Raw genomic sequence first — 23,899 nt, forward strand, 5'->3', positions numbered from 1 at the left:
ATCTTTCATGAAAAAACTGTTGCCCACTTCGACAGCTGGCAGCTTGCCGAAACCTGCCTGGCTTGCTCAACCGGAGACCCTTTGGTCGCCCTGGAAACTGCAAGGCGATGAGTTGGTTGAAGGCAAGCAGGATGCGCTGCGCTTGTCATTGCACGAACAACAACTGGCCGGTATCGATATCGTCAGTGACGGTGAACAGACTCGTCAGCATTTCGTTACTACGTTTATTGAACACCTCGACGGCGTTGATTTTGAAAAGCGCGAGACGGTCAGGATTCGTGATCGTTACGATGCCAGCGTGCCAACCGTCGTAGGTGCCGTCGCTCGGCGAAAACCAGTCTTTGTCGAAGATGCCAAATTCCTGCGTCAGCAAACCGGACAGCCTATCAAGTGGGCCCTGCCAGGCCCGATGACGATGATTGATACCCTCTTTGACGCCCATTACAAGAGCCGTGAAAAACTGGCATGGGAATTCGCCACGATTCTCAACCAGGAGGCTAGAGAACTGGAGGCTGCCGGGGTCGACATCATTCAGTTCGACGAACCTGCCTTCAACGTATTTTTCGATGAGGTGAATGACTGGGGTGTTGCCACCCTGGAAAGAGCAATCGAAGGGCTTAAATGCGAAACCGCCGTGCATATCTGCTACGGCTACGGCATCAAAGCGAATACCGACTGGAAGAAGACGCTGGGCTCGGAGTGGCGACAGTACGAAGAAGCCTTTCCCAAGCTGCAAAAATCCAGCATCGATATCGTTTCGCTGGAGTGCCACAACTCTCACGTGCCCATGGATCTGATCGAGCTCATTCGGGGCAAGAAAGTCATGGTAGGCGCCATTGACGTGGCGAACCACGCCATTGAAACGCCCGAGGAAGTCGCCAATACCTTGAGAAAAGCCCTTCAGTTCGTCGACGCGGACAAGCTCTACCCATGCACCAACTGCGGTATGGCTCCTTTGCCTCGTCAAGTCGCCCGGGGCAAGTTGAACGCGTTGAGTGCCGGAGCGGAAATCGTTCGCAGAGAACTGTCGAACGGGCGCTGAGCCACGCTCCAAAGTGGTCGACGCAACTTCATGAGCGATCAGCTCACTTTTGATCGACGGGCCGCTTTCACAATTGAGAAGGCTGAAGTCTGCCAGATGATCGGGTGGCTTCAGACCTTGCTTAACACGGTCAACGCACTCTTTACTTAGGACCTGTCATGTCACTTTCTGGTAATGCCATCGAACCTTTGAGCTTTCGCGAAGCGCTCGGGCACTACGCATCTGGCATCACAGTGATTTCAACACACGTTGATGGCGAACCGATTGGCTTCACCTGTCAGTCGTTCTACAGCGTGTCGATGAGTCCGCCGCTGGTGTCATTCAGCGTCATGTCCAGTTCAGCCAGCTACCCCAAAATTCGCCAGGCAGGCCGATTCGCGGTCAACATCCTGTCGGGCGAACAGGTCAATATCTCCAACCAGTTCGCTCGGCGAGGCACGGACAAGTGGCACGGTGTCCAATGGCAGGAGTCGCCGCTGGGTAATCCGATCATTGCCGGCAGCCTGCACTGGCTGGATTGCGAAATTCACGCCGAACACGTCGCAGGTGATCACCTGATCGTGATTGGTGAGGTGAAAGCGCTGAACCTGCAAGAGGCCGCTGCTACGCAACCATTGCTGTATTTCAAAGGGCAATATCGCAATCTCGCCGCGCATGGCGCGGTGTGAGTGCTTGGCTGCGCTGTGCGCGAAAGTCGATTGAAGGAGGTCCTGTTCCGCTTCCGAGGTTACCGCGCGGCTTAACGAACATCCATGTGCATGGGTAGCCAAACATCGGTATCAGAAGCGCTATCAAACTTATAATTTCCAAATCCACAGACCGGTCGCCTGATCACTGTCTTCCAGACCTGACCGACGACCAGTCTCTTTGCGTTCTACTACATATTGCCGCCCTGCGAACGATTACGCCCTTGCTGCTGGATGTGCCCGTGAAGTTTCCAGTTCGACCCTCTCCCATTTGGCGATAACCAACGGTGCGATGGCGTTACCCAATACGTTCAGCGTGGTGGTGCCGCTGTCGATGATCCTGAAAATGCCAGCGATCAACGCCACGCCCTCTAATGGAAGACCGGCAGACGCCAAAGTGGCTGACAGGATGATGATGGCAAAACCCGGCACCCCTGCTGCCCCTTTCGAGGTCAGCACCATCGTCACCACCAGCAGGATCTGCTGAGACAACGACAAATCGATGCCATAGAGTTGCGCCACAAAGATCGTCGCGACACCGAGAAAAATCGACGCTCCATCTAGATTGAACGCATAGCCCACCGGCACCACGAAACTGACGATCCGACGCGGTACACCGTAGCTCTCCAGCTTGGTCATTAATTGCGGCATGACAGCGGCTGATGCAGCACTCGAGAACGCCAGGATCAACTCATTGCGAAAGTACCGAATCAACTTGAAGATGTTTTCGCCAATCAGGTAGCAAATGCCACCAAGCACCAGAATTGCGAAAACAATCAACGCCAGATAAACAACACCGATCAACTTGAGCAAGGGCAACAGTGAGGCGAAACCAAAAGTCGCCACCGTCGCACCGATCATGCCAAACACACCGATCGGCGCGTAGGCCATGACAATGGAGACAACCCTGAACATTGCATCCGAAATGCTCTGGACCAGTGCGATGACGGGTGCGCTTTTCTCTTTGGGTAAAGCGTTCAGTGCCAGGCCGAACAGAACGGCGAAAAACAGCACTGACAGCAACTTTGCCTCCGACATCGCGACCAATACATTGTCTGGAACGATGTTCTGCAAAATGACCAATGCACCTTTGGATGGCTCCATGGTGATCGATGCAGAACTATGCGAGACCCCTGAAATATCCGTACCCGTACCTGGCTCGAAGATGTTCGCGAAACACAGCCCCATAACGATGGCCAGTGCGGTAATCGCAAAGAAGTAACCGAGTGACTTCGCACCCATTCGGCCAAAGGATTTGCTGTCTCCGCCACCTGCAATGCCCAAAATCATGCAACAGAAAACAATCGGCACGACCACCATCTTCATCATCTTGATGAAGATGTCGCCGAGCGGCTTGAGGATCTCCGCGCTGACCCATGTTTGATATTGCGGATGTGTATTGAAGTACCAACCGACAAGCACGCCGAGCACCAGCCCGGCAACGATTTGCCACACCAAGGGAATACGTTTCATGTCTAGCCTTCTTGTTGGAATGAAAGGTCTGCGCTATTGGCAGTTGCTAGAGTCATGAGCTTCCAGCTCACTTGAGATCAAATGGCACAACGGGGTTGTGCCAGGCGTTTTGTTATTTGGCAAAGAGCTGGCTCATATCCTTGAAAGCCTTGAATTCAAGGGCATTACCGCACGGATCAAACAGAAACATGGTGGCTTGCTCGCCAACCTGACCTTTGAAGCGAATATACGGCTCGATCACGAACTCGGTACCGAACGACTTCAGACGCTCGGCCAATGCTTCCCATTGCTCCCAACCCAGGATGATGCCGAAGTGCGGAACAGGAACATCGTGACCATCGACCGGATTGCTGTGGACGCTCTCTTGAGAAGCGGTTTTCGGGTGCTCGTGAATGACCAGTTGGTGACCATAAAAATCAAAATCGACCCACTGGGTGCTGGAGCGCCCTTCTTCAAGACCAAAGACGTCACCGTAAAAGGTGCGCGCTGAAGCGAGGTCGTACACAGGGATTGCGAGGTGGAATGGCGAGAGGCTCATCAGAACTCCAGTAATGTTTTTTGTTGGTTGGCGAACATTTCTACCGTCATTGGATGTATGGGTCAGGCCGATGCCGGGGATGGGAAACATCGTAGGGCGGAAAACAAAACAGAAAAATCAATATATATTTCTCAGAAACACAATTAATATTTGTGAATGATCAAAGAACTCAAGACACTCATCGCCGTGGCGCGCGAAGGCACGTTTGCCGCTGCGGGCAACAAGATCGGTCTCACGCAGGCGGCCGTGAGCGCGCAGATTCAGCGACTGGAATCAGAGCTGGGCTTCGAAATTTTTGACAGAAAAGGACGCTCGGCACATCTCAATAAGATGGGCCAGCAGATACTCCTGCAAGCGCAGGAGCTGCTCAGGCTTTACGAAAACCTGGGCTCCACGACGTTGGGACAACCTGCAAGTGTGCTGGTGAACATCGGCGCTATCGCGTCCGTGCAGCGCTCCTATTTGCCGGACGCGCTGGCCAGGTTCCACCAACAATGTCCCCAGTGCCGCACGCGCGTCATACCGGGACTATCAATGGAGTTGGTGAACCTGGTCGATGCAGGCGAGATCGACATGGCCGCCATCATTCGCCCACCCTTCTCACTCCAGAGTGATCTTCGCTGGACGAATCTGGCGCTCGAGCCCTACCGTCTGATCGTGCCGCGCGATATGCCGGGAGACGACTGGTCGGCACTGATTTCCAGTCAGCCATTCATTCGATATGACCGATCATCCTTCGGCGGCAGGCAAGTCGACCGGTTCCTGCGTCAGATGCATTTCACCCTGCATGAAGTCTGCGAACTGGATGAGCTTGAGGCCATTGTCAAACTGGTCGAAAACAATGTTGGCGTTGCGCTGGTACCACAAACAACGCCCGATCCGGAATGGCCAGCAGGTGTACGGGCACTCGATCTCGGAACGCACACTTTTCACCGAGATATCGGGTTGGTACATCGTTCTCGCCAAAGCTTTACCGAACCTGTGCAAGTACTGGCTGACCTGATCAGTGAGCAGGTCAAGCGCGGGTTCATTTAAAGCAACAGCCATTTTTTCAGCGTTAATCAAACGGCTGCAACATCGTCGGTGCGCAATCGAATGGCGGGGCCAGTCGCTCAATGCAGCACCTGGCTCAGGAACAACCGGCTGCGCTCGCTCTGCGGGTTTTCGAAGAACTCTTTCGGTGTGGCCTGTTCGACGATTTCTCCCTGGTCCATGAACACCACGCGGTGCGCGCGAAGCCCATTTCGTGCGTCACGCACAGCATGGTCATGGCTATCGGTCTATTGGGTTGAGCCCCGCGGTGTCTGGGCCACCATCGCGAGCAAGCTCGCTCCTACAGTGGGTGCGGCGTGGTGATTTTGGGTTGTCTATCGCCGGGCAGGGAAACCTCTGAAGGCATCTTCGTCACACGCTGTAGGGCATTTCTGTTTTTCCTACACCCTGGTTTTGCCCCCCATGACTGCGGCAGAATCCCACGCCCCGGGGGGTTGATACTCGGGGTGTAGGACGCGCTGTAGGTCCTGGGAAATTTTCTTGGCAAAGTCCTCGCAGATTCCTTCGAAACGCGGCGATTTGCATGAACTGGTGGGCGTTGGATGGGCGGGATAGTCTTTTTCCCGTCGCCGTGAAAGCGGTGGCTGGGTGTAGGAACCCATTACTCCATTCTCAACACCGCTACCGTTTGCTACGGCACATTCTTTGTGTTCGTGACTTCGTTCATGGCAGCTGTGTGCGGGACCACGCTTCGGCGTGGCTGAGTTTGGAGTACCTCAGTTCCTACTCCCGTATACGGCTGCCACCCTCGCCTGTAGGAAGGCTGTTGGCTGCTTCAAACTGTTACTCCAAAGAGTTTTCCAACATGACAAAACTACATCCGGATCCACCCTACGAAAAACCACTGCCCCCGCCCGTCAACCGCTGGATGGCCATGACCGGCAACTGCTCCGACATGCCACCTTCTTCATCGACACTCACGTTCCGCTCGACATCCTGATGGAAGCGGCCAACTACCGCATCCGAGCCGTCACCCAGGTCCTGGAAAACCTCGCCATGCGCGGCTCCATCGAGTGCGACTCCTTCATCCTCAGCGACTTCGCCCTGCTCTGTGCCATCCCGCTGCGCGATGGTTGCGACGTCCTGGACATCATCGGCCGCCGCCTGCGCGCCCGGCCTTCGCCATAACCAACGCGCAAATCCTATGTGGGAGCGGGCTTGCCCGCGAAGGCGTCAGTTCAGGCGACATCGCTGTTGAATGTGCCGGCCTCTTCGCGGGCAAGCCCGCTCCCACAATGTTCAGCGATGATCACAAAACCTGCGCACGACACAAATCCACTGTAGGAGCGAGCTTGCTCGCGATGGTCGCCAACGATAACGCTGGCTGCCTGATGCCCAGCGGTGCCTGGGCCTCCATCGCGAGCATGCTCGCTCCTACAGGTCCTGCGTCGATCACAAATGCTGTGCACGACACCAATCAAAATGGGACAGATCTATCAATAAATGGATCTGTCCCCTCTGGATACTGCAATCAAAAGGGGACAGATTTATTTATGAAAAATAGAGCTATCCCCTTTTGGTCGATTTTGATCCGAACACCTAACCCCAGGTTTCCCTCATCACCGAGCGGAACATTTCTGAAAGTAGTGGCTCAACGTCTTTACGCTCATTACGGGGCGGTTTGACCGCTTCAAGTCGATTTATTTCTCGCTCAACGTATTTTTGGATGGTCATGATCTGGGGAGATAAGCCCATTTCTGGAGAGGCGCGCTTAATCGTCAGCAAATCATCAATCGACCGCAGAAGATCTGTATCTCCTTCGATGACGCAGAGCAGCTTGTCAAACTCTATCGGCGCAGGTGAGCCGAACTGCTCCAGCCAGCGTACTGAAAGCAAAGGTCGTAACACGTAAAAGTATTTTTTGAGCGGTACCTGAGGGGCTTGCAAGTACCCCCTGTAGTTAGTTTTGGCCATACTGCGATAGTGGTAGATCCCACTCTCTACCGAATAAACATGCGGCAGTAGCTCCTTGGCCCGTTCGTGAAAAGATCCCGAATGCTCATAAATGATGGTCGACTGAATCCACTCCACAAAACCTGGATTGGATTTCCAGAATAACCTGAGCGCCTTTCGGAGATCCCAGCCATTGATGTCCATTTCATCAACGATTGGGTACTCAACGACGTCGCGTTGCTCCTCAAGGCCAACGGAAAGATACCAATCAGGAGTATTTACGTAGATAAAACGCGCATCGTAATCGCTGTTCGGAGAAGCGAAGCCCCAAGCACGACTGCCAGATTCCACGGCTAGTAGAACCTTCACACCATGCTCGTCCTCGGCGCGGCGTAGACGGTTGCGAACCTCATTTTGAACAGCCAAAGAAACCATGAGCTTTCTCTAAGTGGGTGATACATGAAAGGCACGCTACTCATACAACGACGGACTGTCCAGTAACTGCGGGAGCCCGGTAGGTTTTCTACCGAAATAAACATAAAAACAATCAAAAGCAATCAAAAGGGGACAGATTTATTTATGAAAAAAAAGATCTGTCCCCTTTGGGTGCCTGATATTTCCCTAGCAAACAACCGAATATGAACGGCGGCAATCAACCCTAAGCTGATGCTCAGCATCGGCCGATAGGTGCCGGTAACCATTGAGGTATCGAATCGAAAGCGGGTTCAGGCATAAGCCGACGGAAGCCGCATTGCTACTTGCCCCCAGCATCTACTGATTTCTTTGACAATGCCGCTGTCTCCCAATTTGTTCGCGGAGACTTCACATACCGATAGATGCTCCAACAGCCATTCATCTGTCCACCCTGCCCATTCACCAACAATGGATTTGAGGTTTCCCTCAAGTGCTGGGAACACCTCCCCCCAAAGGATGCTTTGAATTTCTTTAGGCGAATAACCTGTTTCCAGGACTACGCGAGCGACATAGTCAAAAGTCGAGTCGGTGATCTCTGTGTCGAGGAAAAACTCTGAAAGTGCTTGCCAGATCTTCAAGCGGTTTGCGTCGACATTTTTCATGCAATATCCCGAAACTTGGATGGGGCCAGCAACCGAAGGGTATCGTAGCCGAAAGCGTTCAGACAGATATTCGCCGCCAGGATGGACCGGTTGCGGTCCAGAATAGAAGTTAGATCGCATGCTTTGCGAATGTGACATCCATCAACGGGCGGTCATGGTCCAACAGGTATGCACGATGATGGCGGTACAGCTGTAAGAGCAGACTGGTGTTGGGACCAATCACGTCCATGCCCCTGTCGTCATATGGGAAAGCCATGATGCGTCTTTTCAAATTGAACAGATAGAAATCACATCTGGGCTTAGGCTGTATCACGGCAAAGTCTTTAGCCAATGCACACCAGAGAATTGCTTGAAGCAGGGTCACAGGCGCTTCAAATGCCACGTTGATCCAATACTCTGGTTCATTTTCACAGAACCACTCATCTGGATCTATTTCCTCGCTCCAGACCGACCGTTCAGTGGGTATGTCAATACCGGCTGATCGAAGAGCGTGAATCGTGGCACGATGAGCAAATCGATTGCTTCCAGAGTGAATGCGTACGCAAGCAACAAGTTTCGCTTCCCCAATAAAGATATCGCTGCAAATCTTCGTTGATTTTCGAAGTGCGGAAAGGAACTGCTCTATCACCCCGCCGGTTTCGGAAAGTTCGAAGCGCAGCCCTCCTGGATACGAATAGAAAAGAGGTCTTAGAAAAGCTTTGCCGCCAAAAATGCTCTCAATTTCAAGCTCTAAATTCATTTAATCCCTTTATGACTAACCAACAGAGAAAGCCCGTGCACGCATCTTAGCAACACGTTCAACCCGCCGCGCCTCGCATATGGTTTCACGAACCAACCGTTTCTGCTCACCACAACACAAAGTCATACGTCAGATAAACCCGAACATTGTCCCGATCGCTAGCATAGGTGCTTCGCGAGACAGCATGCCGCAACTCGGCCCCTACCCCCCTGAACATCCCATCCTGAATAACGTACTTCAGCTGGGTATTGGTTTCATGCTCCCTGGCTTCCAACCCACGGTATTCACCTCCCCTGCCGTTGTAGTAGCGGGTCATGAAGGCACAATCAAAAGGGGACAGATTTATTTATGAAAAATAGATCTGTCCCCTTTTGCTGCCATCAGGAATGGCTGGACGGGCTCGTCAGGATTGCACGGGCGTAACACCAGGCGGTTCTAAATCAAGACGGAATACGCCATGCGGCCGAAGCCTGGCATCAAGCGCTGGATCCGGATAAAGGAAATCTGAATTTGGATCATGACGAAATCCGACACGCGTGGCGGTCCGTGCAGAGCGAGTATTGGGCTGAGAAATGATGGCGAGGATTTGACTCCCCGTCATTTTCTGGCGGCACTCCTGCAACACCATATGCATCGCTTCGGATGCATATCCTGCACCCCATGCAATCCTGCGAAATCGCCATACCGCTTCAACCGCAGGTGCAACCGGCAACTCGGATCGGACGGGTTGTAATCCTGCCAGCCCAAGAAACATCCCGCTGCTGTCCGCCACATGCAGCACCCCCCATCCATTGGCAGCCATGCACTCTCGATACCTGTCCAGCGAAGCAGCACTCCCCTTCGCCAACGCAGGTCCACCTAACCATTCATTAACTTCAGGTTCCGAATTCATCGATATGAGCGAGGTCAGATCTGCGTTTGTCCAGGTCCTTAATACGAGGCGGTCGGAGCGCAGAACCATGGTCGGGATTTCGGATTCTGTTTGCTTCGAAACCATGTTCAATCCCCTCCATCCATAAGTAAAAGCCGGTGATTCTAGCAAAGCCACTTTGGCTTGCGGGCTATGGGCCCTGCGGTACTAGCGGTGGTTCTGATAGCGTTCCGTCAAGGATTGCACGAGGCTGACGTAGGATTGCGTCTCGGCGTAGGGAGGCACCCCGTTGTACTGGTCCACGGACGCTTCGCCGGCGTTGTAACCTGCCAACGCCAGCGTCCGGTTGCCGTTGAAGCGCTTGAGCAACCAGGCCAGGTAGCGCACACCGCCACGAATGTTCTGTCGAGCGTCGAACGGATCGTTCACGGCGAAGCGCTCGGCGGTGGCGGGCATCAATTGCATCAGACCTTGGGCGCCGGCTTCGGAAATGGCATAGGGGCGAAACGCCGATTCGGCATGGATCACTGCGCGCACCAGCGCCCTGTCGACACCATACTGACCCGAAGCGGCTTCGATCTCCCGCTGATAGGACCGGGTGTCCAGGCGCAGTGAGGCGACCTTGAAATCCTTCGGCATCGTGCACAGGTAGCAGCCCTTGATGTAATAGACGTCGAGCTCATCAACCCGCGCGGAGATCCCGACGGGGCGCCGGCTCACGTACTGACGAACACCTTTGTGCATGAAGGTGAACACCCGAATCCGCATCGCGCCGGGGTCGTCGCCCCGGACAGAGCGTGGCTGGGCCTTTGCCTTGGCACCGGCATCGGCGCCCGCCATGCCATTCACGCGGGTGCAGCGGGCGGTGGCGATGGTTTGGCTGGTGTAGCTGATGGCGCCGTCCCTGGATTGGCACTTGAACATGGCGCTGGCGCACAGTGGCACCACCAGCAAGGCCAGTTCGATGCCGCCAAGAAGACTCTTGCGAGCCCATCGCCATGCTCTGGAACTCATCACATCGCTCCGCGCCGCGGGTGCCTGTCAGGCTGGAGGGGCTGGTCAGGGCGCAGCCTTTGGAGGGCGTGTGCACCGCCTGTTGCACTGACAGTTATACCCCTTGTAATCGGCCATGGAACTTGCGTTGACGTACGGGCTGACGGTGTTCGCGCAAGCGCCAGCGGACGGAGGAGACTGATGACACTGGGTGCCTGATGCCCTGCGGTGTCTGGGCCACCTTCGCGAGCATGCTGGCTCCTACAGGTTCTGCGTCGATTCCAACTCCCGCATTCCACGCAGTGGAACAATGGGACGAAAAAAATGGGACAGATTTATTTATTAGGATCACTGCCCGCTGGCTGTTTTCTACCTTTCGCGACGGGCAGAAAACGGCCCAGAGTGTGTAAAAACAGATGGTGCAGCCAGCCAACGGCAGTGAGCCAAGAATCTCGCTGCGGGATCTACTGAAATTTCCTGAGGGCGGCTGGCGGTTTACGTGGCTCCGGCCAAATGTCGGCCTAAAAATCGTTTAGTCGAACTCCACATCTGGTGCGAGTTCTGGATACTCGATCTTCATGTCTTCAAGGATTTTTTGCATCAGCTTCGCATCCCCCGGTAAACGTCTGGATAAAGTATTCCAACCTGAAATTTTCAAGTGTATGGGCATTTCCACAAGTCCCGTAATTGCGTCCCAGAAAGCATCCCAATTACAGCCGTACCAGCTAGGGAATCCGAGTGCATCTTTCAAGATGGAATGGAGTTCGTCAGAATTCGTCACCTCACTTAAGTCAATCTTTACAGCCTGTAAGCGGGCCATCGTCTGCACCTCAAAAATTGTTCGCCAGTAAGAGGGGTAACTGAAGTCCGCCTCTATCAGGGAGCCTATGCCGCTATACACCTTTGCTATGATTTTCCGAGGTGTTTAACTCAGGAATCGTCAATGAAGCGCTTCATCCAAGGCGAACATCGCGGTCAAAGCACCTTACTTCCCGAGAGTCTTGACGACTACGTCAGCGATACCAACCCGGTGCGCGTAGTCGACGTCTTCGTCGACGAACTCGACCTGGCCAAACTTGGTTTTGACGGTGTCATACCGGCAGAGACGGGCCGGCCAGCTTATCACCCCGCGATCCTGTTGAAGATTTACATCTACGGCTATCTGAACCGGGTTCAGTCGAGTCGACGCCTGGAACGGGAAGCCCAACGCAACGTCGAGCTGATGTGGCTGACCGGGCGTTTGATGCCGGATTTCAAGACCATTGCCAACTTCCGAAAAGACAACAGCAAGGCCATCTGAGGCGTCTGCCGCCAGTTCGTTGTGCTGTGTCAGCAGTTGGGATTGTTCGGGGAAAATCTGGTCGCCATCGACGGCAGCAAATTCAAGGCAGTCAACAATCGTGACCGCAATTTCACCAGCGCCAAACTGAAGCGGCGAATGGAAGAAGTTGAATCGAGCATCAACCGTTACCTGACGGCACTCGATGCTGCCGATCGGCAAGAACCTACAGCCTCCGAGCCCAGCGCCGTGCGGCTGGAAGAGAAAATCACCAAGCTGAAGACGCAAATGAAAGAGCTTCAGGCGATCGAAATCCAGCTCAATGAATCGCCGGATAAACAGGTCTCACTGACCGATCCAGACGCCCGCTCCATGATGACGCGCGGCACGGGAATCGTCGGCTACAACGTGCAAACAGCGGTCGATACTCAGCACCATTTGATCGTTGCTCATGAGGTCACCAACTACGGTTCCGACCGCGATCAACTCAGCTCGATGGCGAAGCAGGCTCGCGATGCCATGGCGTCAGAAACGTTGGCGGTGGTAGCTGATCGAGGTTACTTCAAGAGTGAAGAAATCCTTGCTTGTCACGACGCGAACATCACTGCCTACGTGCCAAAGCCGATGACTTCAAGCGCCAAGGCGGATGGTCGATTCAACAAAGATGCTTTCGTTTATGACGCAACGAAAAACGAATACATCTGTCCGGCGGGAGAGTCGCTGCCCTGGCGCTTCTCCAGTATTGAGAAAGGCATGAATATGCACTGTTACTGGAGTTCGAAATGCCAGGGCTGCGCACTGAAAAGGCAGTGCACACCAAGCAAAAATCGTCGAGTAAGGCGCTGGGAACATGAAGCGGTGCTGGAGGAAATGCAGCATCGGTTGAACCATGCACCGGACATGATGCGAATCCGAAAAAGGACGGTTGAGCATCCCTTCGGGACGCTCAAACAATGGATGGGCTCAACGCATTTCCTGACGCGCAAACTGGTCGGGGTAAGCGCGGAGATGAGTCTCAATGTGCTCGCCTACAACATGAAGCGGGTTATGAACATCATCGGTACAGCAGGCCTGCTGAAGGCGATGGCGGCGTAAAGCCTCGGTTTTCTCTGCTCCAGAAGGCGCTATACCGCGCGATAACCGCTTTGGAACGTCAATCATGCTTATCGCGGCAAACGCTTGGGCAATCGCATCGCCTAGGAACGCATGGTTGACGCACTCAAGATACAAAAGCGTTTTTACACACTCTGGGCCAGAAGCTGCCTCTCATTTCGCTAGAAATGAGCAGGAGAAGATCGCATTTATGACTGAGGAATAGTGCAGGTCAGGAGGATCATTTCTTCATTGTGAGCCGTAGTCGCTGCCATTCATTCCAGCAATCCTCAGCAACCAAGTCCCGGAAACCACGATCCTTCTCCATACCTAGGGCGACGTCGAATGGAACTGCAACGCATGTCGCTTGATCACGGATTTTGAGCGCCTCGGACTCTGTAAGTGGAGAGCCTTTGTTCGTTTCGGCGTTTTGCAACGCTACTGAAAGAGCCGGAATGAACACCACGCAAAGCTGTTCCGTCATCTGTTGCTAGCCTCAATTGTGCGGGAAGGCCGAAAGATTACTCCGGTTGCTTAATTACAGCTATTGGCCACGAGCATCCATTGCCTGACGTCAGCTTTGGGTCGTTAGCGGGCATCCCGGAATCGCGCGCTCGCAGTCATGCTATGGTTAGAAACTGAAAGGTAACCTACGAAAATCAAACATGGATCTTCTTCAACTCGCGCCTGCGACATTTCACACAACGGACGACTTTTGGCATCTCCTTCACGCAGGAGATGGCTCAATCTATGTCCTCGTCAACTGCGAGGCGTCTTTTGTGAGTTACGAATGTTTGATTAAGCTCAACGACGAGGAATTGCGCGACTACCGAGGCTTGGGCTGGCTATCCATTCAGCACCTAGCTAACCGAATCAATTACTTTGTCGATGATTACAATGGCCGCCGGATCACTGGCTCTTTGCTCGAAGCAGCTATTCAGGCTTCGAAGCTCTAAACATCCCAAGAAATCTGGGTAACGTTCGTCAATCCGCCGCTGAATTACGACTAAAGGCGTTTTCAACCGGACACCATAGGCAAAACACGACCCATGCTTTCACCGAAAACAAACGGCTGATACCTCCTCTCGTCCGTTCCTGGCAGCCAGTGTAAAAGGTACATTTCTAACTCTATCCAATTGAAACGACTCTATGACACTCGACCATGGTCATCGCATTTGTGATCGTTGCGGCGACTCGATCACCGCCTATTGCCCGTCCATTGAAACGCTAGCGACCATCGGGGTCCTCCACGAGAAGGGGGATCAGGCGGTAGTAGATGAGTTAGTTCGGCGGGAAAATATCGATCCAAGCATCGTCTGGGATTACTTCCGCCATCGGATGAAGCTGCGCTGTGAGCAAAAGCTTGCCCACTGCTCATTCTGCGGTGGGCAGTTGAGAACTTGGCGAGCGCGTCAATGCATGCACTGCTTTAAAGATTGGCACTGATGCACAGCAATTCGGCGGGCTTAAATCTCAGATTTTGAGAAATCCTTCTGACATCTTTTTGGCCGCTTTCTGCCTGTCGTGAAAGGCAGAAAACGGCCAGAGGCGGCCGGTCATGTAGCCGAGCTAGCCATAGCTCAGCTGCTTTACTTGCCATGATCGATTAACTCAGAGCGAGAGATAAAACCTCCAATTTCAGCGTATAAGTCGACTCAATTTATAGCTCTACTGTGGTGAAGACCCTCGCTGGCTGACTCAAAAGTGGACTACTCAAGATCCCATAGACATCCTTGGCCCATGCTTCTAATTTGACTGATTATTTGGCGCCGGCTAATTGTCAGCCAGTTATTTCACGTAATTTAACACCTCTTAACTACCATCAAGCGCTCCTGATGTTTACGTTAGTTGCACAGCTATGCTAGCGACCTAACGAAACGTTCGACAGGAGCACATAATGACTACCTTTAAATACAATTGCCTTTCTGCTGCTGGGCTGGCTATTGTTCTTGGTTTTTTCGCCAGCAATGTGTCTGCCGAACAAAAATCTCTTAGTCACAATAATCAAGCTGCTATCTATGCGGTGATGGCAACTATTACTGTCAAGCCTGAGGCGTTCGAGCAGTTCGTTGAGGAGACGTTGCCTCTGATTAAAGAAAGCAGAGCCGAGAGTGGGCTCAGCATTTATCAGCTGCACCAGTCTAAATCAAACCCATTACAGTTCATGTGGTATGAGCATTTCAATGATAAAGCAGCTTTCGACTTCCACGTTCAGACTGCTCATGTTTCTTCGTGGGCAAAGGTTGTAGGGGACTTAGCCTCAGTTCAATTAGTGGCAATACCGTTTCAGCTAATTGAGTCAAGCGCAGACATTACCCGGCCTGGTAAATAGCAGCCCTCGAACCCACTGAAGGAGAAAAGCTATGAAAGCTCAATTTTTTGTTGCAGCCATTTTATTTTCAACGGTCGGATTTGCTAGCGCTCAATCCGCAGGATCAGTAGCTGCTCGCATGGACGGCGTGCAGCATTTTGGCATTACGGTCAAAAATATAGCGAGGGCGCATAAGTTCTATACTGAGGTGTTAGGTGGAACTGAAATTATGCGGGATGGAGATTTTCAGGGTGATCAAATTCATAACACGCTGATGCAGATTGATGATTTGAATGCTAAGTCTCGCGGGGTTAATCCTCGCTCTATTGGTGTACCAGACTTACGGAGTGGCGACCAGAGATTGGATGTGGTTTTCATCCAATTTAAGAATGTAGTGATCGAACTGCTTCAGTATCGCAATGCGGTGCAAGAACCTTGGACTGAAGGAACGTTCGCTCCTGCGCACGAAAACACGGCGCCGTCATTTCCCACCAATATGCACGTTTCGTTTCAAGTAAGAGAAGATGCTGACTTTGATCAGTTCATTGCTGACATGGAGAAGGAGGCTAAAGCACTAGGCATGAATAATGTGCGATGCAATCGGAATGTATCAGTCGCTTCCGAGAGCGAGCGCATCAGTGCGCCAATTGAAGATAACGCATTGGAAATTTCCGAGGGAAAATCCAATGGTTGGGCCTTAGCTTACTGCAAAGGGCCTGAAGGTGAGCAGATGGAGTTCAATCAGGTGAAGGCGCCGGTGAAGCAGCTATTTGAAAAATCCAAGCAGACCCACGACAAGAAGTACGAGAGCATTAAGTAGTCTTGCGTTCCGTGGTCTCGCCGGCTAACCAATAAGCGACCCAGGCTCGATGGAGGGAACACCATGACACTCAAGGATATCTTGCCCGGCCAGCTCGGCTTCGGCACCGCGCCACTGGGTAACATGTTTCGCGAGATTCCCGAAGAACAGTCGCGGGCAACGGTAGACGCCGCCTGGAGCGACGGTATCCGCTACTTCGATAATGCTCCGCTGTATGGCGCCGGGCTGGCCGAGCTGCGCATGGGCGAAGCACTCGCCAGCCGCCCCCGTGGCGAGTACGTCATCAGCACCAAGGTCGGCCGCGTGGTTCTCGACGAAGTCGAGGATCCGAGCGTCCGCGACATGGGCGACAAAGGCGACGTGTTCCGCCACGGCAGGCCGAACAAGATCGAAAACGACTACTCGGAGAGCGCGACCCTGCGCTCCATCGAGGACAGCCTGGAGCGGCTGAAGACCGACCATATCGAGATCGTCTGGGTGCACGACGTGGCGCAGGACTTCTTCGGTGACGAATGGCTCGGCGTTTTCGAGAGCGCGCGCAAGGGCGCCTTCAAGACCCTCGACCGCCTGCGCGACGAGGGGGTGATCAAGGCCTGGGGCCTGGGGGTCAATCGCGTCGAACCCATCGAGCTGCTCCTGGCCCTGGAAACGCCAAGGCCGGATGGCTTCCTCCTCGCCGGCCGCTACACCCTGCTCGACCATAACCGGGCTTTGCAGCGGGTCATGCCCCAGGTGTCCGAGCGTGGCCTGAGCATTGTCGTCGGTGGCCCCTACAGCTCGGGCGCCCTGGTGGGCGGCCCCAATTTCGAGTACGCGCCGGCCAAGCCTTCGATCCTCGCCAAGGTCGCCCGCATCAAGGCCATAGCCGAAGCCTGTGGCGTGAGCATGAAAGCTGCCGGCCTGCAGTTCGCCCTCGCCAATCCGGCGGTGGCCGCAGTGATTCCCGGTGCCAGCCAGCCGAGCAGGATCACCGAGGACCGCGCGGCGCTCAACGAAGCGATACCCGCCGAGTTCTGGCATAGGCTGCGCCAGGCCGGGCTGGTGAACCCGGCCGCGCCGTTGCCCATCGCCGATTGATCGAGGAGTCCGGCACCTTCACCCCGGACGGAGTCAGCGAAGCGGAGGCGGAACAGCTGTTCCCCTCGATCTACCGGAACGGCCTGGCCGCCCTGAATCAGACCTTTGGAGAACAGCCCAGATGAAAACGCCTGCCGCCTTGCTCCTGTTGTCGATCTGGTTGGCCTGCGCCACGCCAGCCCATGCCGAGCCCGAGCCCAAAACGCTGATGATGGGTCAGATCAACCTCAGTTTCTATACCACCAGCGCGGCGGTGGTGAAGGAGGTGCTCCAGCGCCTCGGGCATCCGGTGCAGGTGGTCGAGGGCAACCATCCCGATATCTATGGCCGGCTGGGGCGCGGCGAGGCCGACCTGCTGGTGGCGTCCTGGCTCCCCAACGCCCACGGCCACCTGCAGGCGCCGATCGCCGATCGCCTGGTGGAAGCCGCGATCCTCTACGAGGACGCTCGCCTCTATTGGGCGGTACCGGCTCATGTGCCGGCCGAGGCGGTAGCGTCCATCGATGACCTGAAGAGGCCCGACGTGCTGGCCCGCATGGACCGCCGAATCGTCGGCGTTGGACCGGGCTCCGGCCTGATGAAGGGCTCCGAGCGGGTCATGCAGGACTACGGCCTGCACCAGACCGGTTACCGACTGGACGTGGCTCCCGCTCCCGAATGGTCGAAGCGTCTCGCCGACGCCTCCGCCAGCGGCGGCTGGATGGTGATGCCCCTCTGGCAACCGCAGTACCTGAATGCGCTGTATCCGCTACGGGTACTGGAAGACCCGCAGCAGGTGTTTGGCGTAGACCGCGCCGTGGTGGTGGTACGCAAGGAGATCTGGCAGCAGTTGCCCGCGCGCAGCCGCGAGGTGCTGGGGCGGGTGTACCTGGGCATCCCGCTGGCCACCGAGCTGGAGCGCCGGATGATGGTGGACGGCGCCCCCGCCGAGCAGGTCGCCCGCGACTGGATGGCGGCCAATCCGGCAACGGTCGAAGCCTGGTTCCGCGAGTAACTGAGCATTTTCAACGATGCGCGCGGCTCCGCCCCCGGAGCCCCATGAGTGGCAGTCCATGAGGTCCCCGCCGACTACCCGGTCGCCGCGGGCCCGCATCAGACCTTGGCTCCATAAGGATATCTGCAATAAACAGGTTCAGCGCCACCCAGCTCGCCGGATCGTACGGATCTGGACCGGCACCGAAGGCCTGCCAGGGCGCTGAGGGCCAGCCACGGCGAGCCTGTTTAGGGGGCAGGCTCCCCGCACAGGGCTTCGAGCGCCTGCGTCACCTCGATGAGGTCGCGGGTCTCGAAGCCCTCGCTGCAGCGCGCGTAGACCTCCTCCAGCAGCGCCCGGGCTTCCCGAGGCCTGCCCTGGGAGGCCTTGAACCGCGCCAGGCTCAGCGCGACCCGCAGTTCCCAGCCGAGTGCGGATTGCTCCCTGGCGCAGTCCAGGGACTGGGCCAGCATATCTTCGAGGGGCTCCTGCTGGCCCTGTGGCAGACCCTGCATCACCTCGACGCGGGTACGCAGCAGGTCGGCCAGGTTGAACGCGCCGTCGGTTTTCTCCGCCAGGTCGATGGCCTCGTCTATGGCCGCCAGCGCGGCCAGGGCATCGCCGCTGGCGAACTGCGCCTCCGCCAGTGCCTGCAAGGCATCCGTGCGCACCACGCTCATCTTCGGTGGCGGCAGCATGTCCAGGCACTGCCGGAGGTGCACAACCGCAGCCGGGAAACTGCCGCGCGCATGCAGCAGCAGGCCCTTGAGGAAATGCACGACCTGGCTGCGCACCGCCACCTTGTAGTCGTTGGCGACGCTCTCCAGCTCCTGGATGAGCTTCTCGGCCAGGTCCGTCAGGCCATTTCCCAGCAGGATGGGGAAACACAAGGTTGCGCTCAGGTAGAAGGAGTCCGGGTGGCGCCGGCTCTCCTCAATGGCGCCGAGGGCCAACTGCAGCCCTTGGATTGGCAGGCCGCGCATCCACTTGACGCGCGCCATGCCGAGACCAGCGACCACCTGCTCCTTGAGCTCGAAATAGTGCAGCGGCCGCAGCTCGTGCCGCGCGACCAGCTCGACGCTGGCACCATAGCTGTCGTCGGCCGCCCGCTGGAAGCCCCTGAAATGCCTCGACGAGCCTTCCATCCAGCGCGCGATGACGGCTTCGTCATGGCCGCCCTGGGCGCAGGCCATGGCGGCGTACTCTTCGCTGACGGACAGGGACTCAGCGAACCTGCCATTGGCCATCCGCGCCAGATGCAGGCCGGCGAGGAATTGGAACGCCGACTTGACGTCGCCCAGCTCGCGGGACAGCGCCAGGCCGCGCTCCACCACATGGGTCATCTCACCGTCGTAGTCGCCACCGGAGTAGTAGGTGATGGCCGCCGACTCCAGCAAGCCGAGCTCAATGCTAGACGAGCGCAGCGACTCCGGCAGCAGCTTCAGGGCCCGCTCGCAGCAGCGCTTGCACTCCCGGAACAGGCCAAGCTCCAGGAGCAGCGGCGCAGCCATGCCACTGATTTCCACCGCCAGGGCGAGGTCCTGCCGGGAGGTGAAGGCCCACTCCATCGCCGCGCGAACATTGCCAATCTCCGGTGCGCAGGTCAGTGCGTCGGCGCTTTCCGGCCGTGCCTGGCGGCCTACATGGATGCACAGCTGCTGCGCGTAATACAGCGCATGCCGGCGCGCGATCTCGTCGCGCCCCTGGAGCTTGGCCAGGCGGGTCGCGGCATAGGCCCTGGTGGTTTCGAGCAGACGGATCTGGACTTCGTCGTTCAGCGAACTCACGGCCACCAGTGACTTGTCCACCAGATCACCGATAGCCTCGGCCACCTGGAAGGCGCTGAACAGCTCATCCGAGGCCACGGCCACGGCGGCGCCAATGGGAAACTCCCCACAGAATACCGACAGCCGGTACAACACCTGCCGATCATGTTCAGTGAGCAGGTTGTGGCTCCAGTCGATCATCGCCTCCACCGTCTGCTGCCGTGGGCAGGCATCCCGGCGGCCCTGCCAGTGCAAGGCGAACTGGTTCTCCAGCAGGTCGGCGACACCCTTGATGCCGTAGGTCCCGACCCGGCTGGCCACCAGGCCGATGACGTGGGGATTGCCGTCCAGACGTCGACACAGGGCAGCCACGATGGGGGCGTCGTCGTCGCTTAGGCCGCCCCGCACACCGCCTTCCCGTGCACGCTCCATGAACAGCTGGATGGCGGGCCATTCCATGGCCTGTTGCGCGGACAGGCGGCCGGTGTTGGGTGGCGACGCCAGGGGGCGCAGCAGGTAGACGAATTCCTCGCTGACCCGCAGCGCTTCCCGACTGGTGGCAAGGAAGCTCACGCTGCTGCATCCCTCGAGTACCCGCCCACAGAGTGCCGCCGCCGCGCCAACCAAGTGCTCGCAGTTGTCGAGCACGATCAGCGTTCTGCGCGTCGACAGCACTTCTAACAAGCCGGGGAACAGCTCGGCGCCCGGGCTGGTGTAGCCGACCGCGCAGGCCAGCGCCTCCGCGACCATCTCGTCGCAGTCCAGGGTGCTCAGGTCCACGAAGAAGATCGCTTCTTGGAACAGATCGTGCTGGCCATGGCCGACGAGCACGGCGAGAGTGGTCTTGCCCACGCCGGCGCCGCCGACCACCGTGACCAGGCGGCTGTCCTGGATTGCCTGGGAGAGTTCGACGACGGCTTCTTCCCGCCCCACGGCGCCCTTCAAGGGCAATGGGAAATTGAACAGCGACGGCGCCTTGGCCTCTGTCGTGGTTCGCGCCACCTCGGCCACGAAGCAGTAGCCACGCCTGGCGACACTGGCGATGTAGCGCGCGCCGTCCTGGCCGCAGCCTAGAGCGCGGCGGATGTTCGCCACCTGTACGCGCACGTTGGAGTCTTCCACCACCAGGTCCGGCCAGGCAATCGCCATTAGCTCCCGGCAGGTCAGGACCTTGCCGTTGCACTCCACCAGGGCGGTCAGGATGTCGAACGCGCGACTCCCTAGGGGCATCTCCGCGCCGTCCTTGCGCAGGATGCGGGTGCTAGGGGACAGGAGGAACGGGCCGAAGGTGAACGTGTTGCTCATGGTCTGCTCTCCCGCGGCCGCATTGGAAATGAGAGATGTTTACGGATTTGGCAGCTATAAGTTTTCTAGTGGATGTTTATGACCAGCGCCAGTCGATAGAGGTTGCATACAGGTAAATATGGACCCACCGCGACGGCGTGCGCGCCCAGCGGGCGAATGGCCCAGTTCACAGCGCCCCCATCACGTCTGCCGGCGCTTTTATCAGGGACACGGATTATCACGCCTGGGCGGCGCATTATTTGAATAAAGCCAGGAGAACTCACGCCTCGCGTTCACGCACTAACTGGCGAGCAGAGTCTGCAATGACCGGGAGGGAGCCTGCCAACATCAGAACGTCTTTCAGCACCAGGCGACCTGCACCGGACAAATACGGAAATCCATGCTGGCCATCTCCCAGAGCACCTACCCATGCTTCCGGTGTTGTGATGAGAAAGGTCAATGTCACCAACGGCGTACCGAAGGCCAACGCACCACCAAGCAATCCCGTGCGACGTGAAATCGGGTTGGAAAGCACCAGCAAACCGATCAGGATTTCGACTACACCCAGCCCAGTCGAGAAACCGTAAGTGTTGTTGGCTGTCTGCCAGGCGCGCTTGTCAGCGTTCAACTCGCCCTCATGAGTCAGGTGCGCCTTGTACTCCTGCGGATGTTCATAAAAGAACGACATGAACGGGCTGTTGGCGACAAAGGGAGTGATGCTGTCGGCCTCATACGGGACGAACTTGAGCGCGCCGATCCAAAGGAAAACCACAGCTATCGCGAGCCGCATGAGTGAGGTGCTGAACGTATCGGCCTTGCTGATGATGCGTAGCCAGGCGGTGAATGAGGTGATCATTAGACTTCTCCGAATGTTTGGAATGCGGAGCCAGTCTGAGGTAACGCTAGGGTCTACTTTTGTTCGCGGGAATCAAGTTTTTGCTCAATCGTCTCAAGGTGCAAAATGAATTCGATCGATAAGCTCATCAGCATGGCCAACGTCCGCGGCAGTCTGGATCTGCGCTGCCAGTTCGAAGGTGATTGGGCTCGTGAACATGAGCAGGAGGCTTTGGGTAAGGCGCCATACCACATCGTTTTGGCTGGAGAATGCCGTGTGGACTTCCCGGATGGCCATCGCATCCCGATGCGGGCCGGCGACATTCTGTTGCTACCTGGAGGTGCGCCGCATGTCATGCGTAGCCCAGAGAAGTCCGTGGCTCCCACCGTGCCAAAAATCACCCACAAGGGCGCATTGCCGGTCCATCGTATCGGCGGAGCGAGCCTTGACTTCGACATGCTCTGCGGCGGATTTCACTTCAACCGGACCTCACTCCTCTTCGCGGCTTTGCCTGAGCATCTCGTCATTTCAACGGCCAGTGGGCCGCTGTCGGCTCTGGTGGAGATTCTGCGCGGTGAAGCTGATGGTGATCAGGTGTGTTCGCGATTCATGCTCGACGCGCTGTCTCAGGCGCTATTCACCCTGATCCTGCGGGCTCATCTGACGAGTGACGGCCAAACGTCGGGCTCATTGGCTCTGCTCAGTGAAAAGCGCCTCAGCCGAGCGTGGCATGCGATGCTGAGCGACCCTGCAAATGAATGGACTATCGACGGATTGGCAGAAATGGCGACGATGTCCCGAGCCACCTTCATGCGGGCATTCGTTCGTGTGGCGGGCGCATCACCTTGGGTGCTGTTGACTCAGGTTCGGATGGAAATGGCCTTTAGCCTCTTGAGCCATTCCCATCTTGGGCTGAGCGATATTGCCGCGCAGGTTGGATACCAATCCCAGTCGGCGTTCAGCAAGAAATTCAAGGAATTCTATGGCGAGGCACCTGGAAAAATACGTCGTGAAATATAGTCGGTTGCAGTTGCTACATTTCCAAGCGGTTGGGGTGTCGCGACTCTGTGAGTCATCTCAAAGCGCATGGTGCACGCTGATAAGCGCAGAGCATTACAACAGTGCATGCCCCCGATTATGCGATCGCTTGGCAATTCCCTGATCGAAGATCTTGTCGTGTCTGAAACTGCAAAAAAGCCGGGATCGCCAGCCTGCTTCCAGCGAACCCCTCCCGTCCGGGCTGGTCTTCTGCTGTATCAGCTCTCGGGAACTCGACGTCATGTCCACTCAACAGAGCCTCATCGTACTCGCACGCGGCGGATATGCCGCCCGTGGCGTTCTCTATCTGATCATCGGGATTTTTGCGCTGTTGGCGGCTGTCGATTCGACCAAACCCAAAGACAGTGAGAAGAGCCTCGAAGCGTTACTGAGCCAACCCTTTGGCTACGTGCTGGTCGGGCTGGTGGTGATTGGTCTGTTCGCCTACGCGGGATGGCGGGTATTTCAGGCCATCCGCGACGTTGATCATCACGGTAAGCGATTCAAGGGATTGGTCATTCGTGCAGGTCTGTTGGCCGGTGGTCTTTTCAATGGAGGGCTGGCGTTCTTTGCCCTGGGATTGCTGATCAGCGGAATCAGAAGTTCAGGTGATTCCAAAGGTGGGCAAACCCGGGATTTGCTGGCGCATGTGCTGTCCTGGGAAGCATCGAACCTGCTGGTGTATCTGATCGCGCTTTTGCCGCTTGGCGTAGGCATTGCTCACATCATCAAGGGCTGGAAGGCGTCGTTCGAGAAGTACTTTGAAGCGGATGAAGACGTCATGCAGTACGTCCGTCCGGTGTCTCGGCTTGGCCTCATGGCCCGTGGCGTTGTTTTTATCGAAATCGGCCTGCTGCTGATACTCAGTGGCTCGAATTACCAGGCGCTGCATCCGCCGGGCATGAAGGACGCCCTCGACGCCCTGCAGAATCTGCCGGCTGGCGGGTTGGTCCTGATGTTGATGGCCCTGGGGCTGATCGCCTTCTCGGTTTACAGCTTTGCCGAGGCCGCTTGGCGAAAGATAAACGTCACATAGATCTGCCTGATCATCGCCTGGCTG

Annotated in this window: 21 protein-coding genes and 4 pseudogenes; 12 read left to right on the forward strand and 13 right to left on the reverse strand. The window is 56.3% G+C overall.

The genetic code is table 11. From position 1 onward, the window contains the following. The first annotated feature begins 7 nt into the window (after positions 1 to 7). A complete protein-coding gene (locus K9857_RS01565) occupies positions 8 to 1,042 on the forward strand; it encodes a methionine synthase (protein WP_224533156.1) in 1,035 nt (344 codons plus the stop codon). A gap of 158 nt (positions 1,043 to 1,200) precedes the next feature. Then, on the forward strand, positions 1,201 to 1,710 hold the full coding sequence (locus tag K9857_RS01570) for a flavin reductase family protein (RefSeq protein WP_224533157.1): 510 nt from the start codon (positions 1,201 to 1,203) through the stop codon (positions 1,708 to 1,710). 234 nt (positions 1,711 to 1,944) lie between these two features. Here the strand turns inward: K9857_RS01570 and K9857_RS01575 are convergent, their stop codons facing one another. Further along, a complete protein-coding gene (locus K9857_RS01575) occupies positions 1,945 to 3,201 on the reverse strand; it encodes a cation:dicarboxylate symporter family transporter (protein ID WP_224533158.1) in 1,257 nt (418 codons plus the stop codon). A 112-nt stretch (positions 3,202 to 3,313) separates the two neighbouring features. Continuing rightward, entirely contained in the window at positions 3,314 to 3,739 is a 426-nt protein-coding gene (locus K9857_RS01580; protein ID WP_224533159.1) for a VOC family protein, read from the reverse strand. 156 nt (positions 3,740 to 3,895) lie between these two features. Here K9857_RS01580 and K9857_RS01585 point away from each other — a divergent pair, with 156 nt between their 5' ends. Further along, positions 3,896 to 4,774 (forward strand): LysR substrate-binding domain-containing protein, encoded by an 879-nt coding sequence (locus K9857_RS01585; protein WP_224533160.1) that lies wholly within the window; start codon positions 3,896 to 3,898, stop codon positions 4,772 to 4,774. Between the two features lie 77 nt (positions 4,775 to 4,851). Here the strand turns inward: K9857_RS01585 and glnQ are convergent. Further along, positions 4,852 to 5,009 (reverse strand): annotated as a pseudogene (gene glnQ, locus K9857_RS01590) (glutamine ABC transporter ATP-binding protein GlnQ); the annotation flags it as partial. Positions 5,010 to 5,597: 588 nt separating this feature from the next. Between glnQ and K9857_RS01595 the strand changes: the two are divergent. After that, positions 5,598 to 5,920 (forward strand): annotated as a pseudogene (locus K9857_RS01595) (hypothetical protein). Positions 5,921 to 6,331: 411 nt separating this feature from the next. Here K9857_RS01595 and K9857_RS01600 read toward each other — a convergent pair. The 7 genes and pseudogenes from K9857_RS01600 to K9857_RS01630 form a co-directional block, all read right to left on the reverse strand. Further along, complete coding sequence (locus K9857_RS01600) at positions 6,332 to 7,120, reverse strand: DNA polymerase beta superfamily protein (protein WP_224533161.1); 789 nt, start codon at positions 7,118 to 7,120, stop codon at positions 6,332 to 6,334. Between the two features lie 290 nt (positions 7,121 to 7,410). Further along, positions 7,411 to 7,761, reverse strand: coding sequence for a hypothetical protein (locus K9857_RS01605; RefSeq protein ID WP_224533162.1), 351 nt, complete (start codon positions 7,759 to 7,761; stop codon positions 7,411 to 7,413). Between the two features lie 109 nt (positions 7,762 to 7,870). After that, positions 7,871 to 8,500: a DUF3885 domain-containing protein gene (locus tag K9857_RS01610; protein WP_224533163.1), complete on the reverse strand. Its 630-nt coding sequence runs from the start codon at positions 8,498 to 8,500 to the stop codon at positions 7,871 to 7,873. Between the two features lie 106 nt (positions 8,501 to 8,606). Then, positions 8,607 to 8,822: pseudogene (locus K9857_RS01615) on the reverse strand (OprD family outer membrane porin); the annotation flags it as partial. An 81-nt stretch (positions 8,823 to 8,903) separates the two neighbouring features. Further along, positions 8,904 to 9,497 (reverse strand): GNAT family N-acetyltransferase, encoded by a 594-nt coding sequence (locus tag K9857_RS01620; RefSeq protein WP_224533164.1) that lies wholly within the window; start codon positions 9,495 to 9,497, stop codon positions 8,904 to 8,906. 81 nt (positions 9,498 to 9,578) lie between these two features. Then, positions 9,579 to 10,385: a lytic transglycosylase domain-containing protein gene (locus tag K9857_RS01625; RefSeq protein WP_224533165.1), complete on the reverse strand. Its 807-nt coding sequence runs from the start codon at positions 10,383 to 10,385 to the stop codon at positions 9,579 to 9,581. 511 nt (positions 10,386 to 10,896) lie between these two features. Beyond that, complete coding sequence (locus K9857_RS01630) at positions 10,897 to 11,184, reverse strand: barstar family protein (RefSeq protein WP_224533166.1); 288 nt, start codon at positions 11,182 to 11,184, stop codon at positions 10,897 to 10,899. 123 nt (positions 11,185 to 11,307) lie between these two features. On the opposite strand from K9857_RS01630, the pseudogene K9857_RS01635 reads away from it, so the two are divergent. Beyond that, positions 11,308 to 12,738 (forward strand): annotated as a pseudogene (locus tag K9857_RS01635) (IS1182 family transposase). A 238-nt stretch (positions 12,739 to 12,976) separates the two neighbouring features. Here the strand turns inward: K9857_RS01635 and K9857_RS01640 are convergent. Continuing rightward, positions 12,977 to 13,219, reverse strand: a complete 243-nt coding sequence (locus K9857_RS01640; protein WP_224533167.1) for a hypothetical protein — start codon at positions 13,217 to 13,219, stop codon at positions 12,977 to 12,979. Between the two features lie 181 nt (positions 13,220 to 13,400). Between K9857_RS01640 and K9857_RS01645 the strand changes: the two genes are divergently transcribed. The 5 genes from K9857_RS01645 (at position 13,401) to K9857_RS01665 (ending at position 17,937) form a co-directional block, all read left to right on the forward strand. Continuing rightward, positions 13,401 to 13,691 carry a hypothetical protein gene (locus K9857_RS01645; RefSeq protein WP_224533168.1) on the forward strand — a complete coding sequence of 97 codons (291 nt, stop codon included), beginning with the start codon at positions 13,401 to 13,403 and terminating at the stop codon, positions 13,689 to 13,691. A 941-nt stretch (positions 13,692 to 14,632) separates the two neighbouring features. Next, positions 14,633 to 15,067, forward strand: coding sequence for a putative quinol monooxygenase (locus K9857_RS01650; RefSeq protein ID WP_224533169.1), 435 nt, complete (start codon positions 14,633 to 14,635; stop codon positions 15,065 to 15,067). A gap of 31 nt (positions 15,068 to 15,098) precedes the next feature. Beyond that, positions 15,099 to 15,866, forward strand: coding sequence for a VOC family protein (locus tag K9857_RS01655; protein ID WP_224533170.1), 768 nt, complete (start codon positions 15,099 to 15,101; stop codon positions 15,864 to 15,866). Positions 15,867 to 15,929: 63 nt separating this feature from the next. Beyond that, complete coding sequence (locus K9857_RS01660; protein WP_224533171.1) at positions 15,930 to 16,943, forward strand: aldo/keto reductase; 1,014 nt, start codon at positions 15,930 to 15,932, stop codon at positions 16,941 to 16,943. 121 nt (positions 16,944 to 17,064) lie between these two features. Beyond that, entirely contained in the window at positions 17,065 to 17,937 is an 873-nt protein-coding gene (locus tag K9857_RS01665; RefSeq protein ID WP_224533172.1) for a glycine betaine ABC transporter substrate-binding protein, read from the forward strand. 227 nt (positions 17,938 to 18,164) lie between these two features. Here the strand turns inward: K9857_RS01665 and K9857_RS01670 are convergent, their stop codons facing one another. Next, positions 18,165 to 20,987 (reverse strand): ATP-binding protein, encoded by a 2,823-nt coding sequence (locus K9857_RS01670; RefSeq protein ID WP_224533173.1) that lies wholly within the window; start codon positions 20,985 to 20,987, stop codon positions 18,165 to 18,167. Positions 20,988 to 21,246: 259 nt separating this feature from the next. Continuing rightward, complete coding sequence (rclC, locus tag K9857_RS01675; protein ID WP_224533174.1) at positions 21,247 to 21,822, reverse strand: reactive chlorine resistance membrane protein RclC; 576 nt, start codon at positions 21,820 to 21,822, stop codon at positions 21,247 to 21,249. 105 nt (positions 21,823 to 21,927) lie between these two features. Here rclC and K9857_RS01680 point away from each other — a divergent pair, with 105 nt between their 5' ends. Both K9857_RS01680 and K9857_RS01685 read left to right on the forward strand, forming a co-directional pair. Then, positions 21,928 to 22,821 carry an AraC family transcriptional regulator gene (locus K9857_RS01680; RefSeq protein WP_224533175.1) on the forward strand — a complete coding sequence of 298 codons (894 nt, stop codon included), beginning with the start codon at positions 21,928 to 21,930 and terminating at the stop codon, positions 22,819 to 22,821. A gap of 259 nt (positions 22,822 to 23,080) precedes the next feature. After that, positions 23,081 to 23,875 carry a DUF1206 domain-containing protein gene (locus K9857_RS01685; RefSeq protein ID WP_224533176.1) on the forward strand — a complete coding sequence of 265 codons (795 nt, stop codon included), beginning with the start codon at positions 23,081 to 23,083 and terminating at the stop codon, positions 23,873 to 23,875. The last annotated feature ends 24 nt before the right edge of the window (positions 23,876 to 23,899 follow it).

Source organism: Pseudomonas sp. REP124 (assembly GCF_020164475.1).
GTDB lineage: Bacteria > Pseudomonadota > Gammaproteobacteria > Pseudomonadales > Pseudomonadaceae > Aquipseudomonas.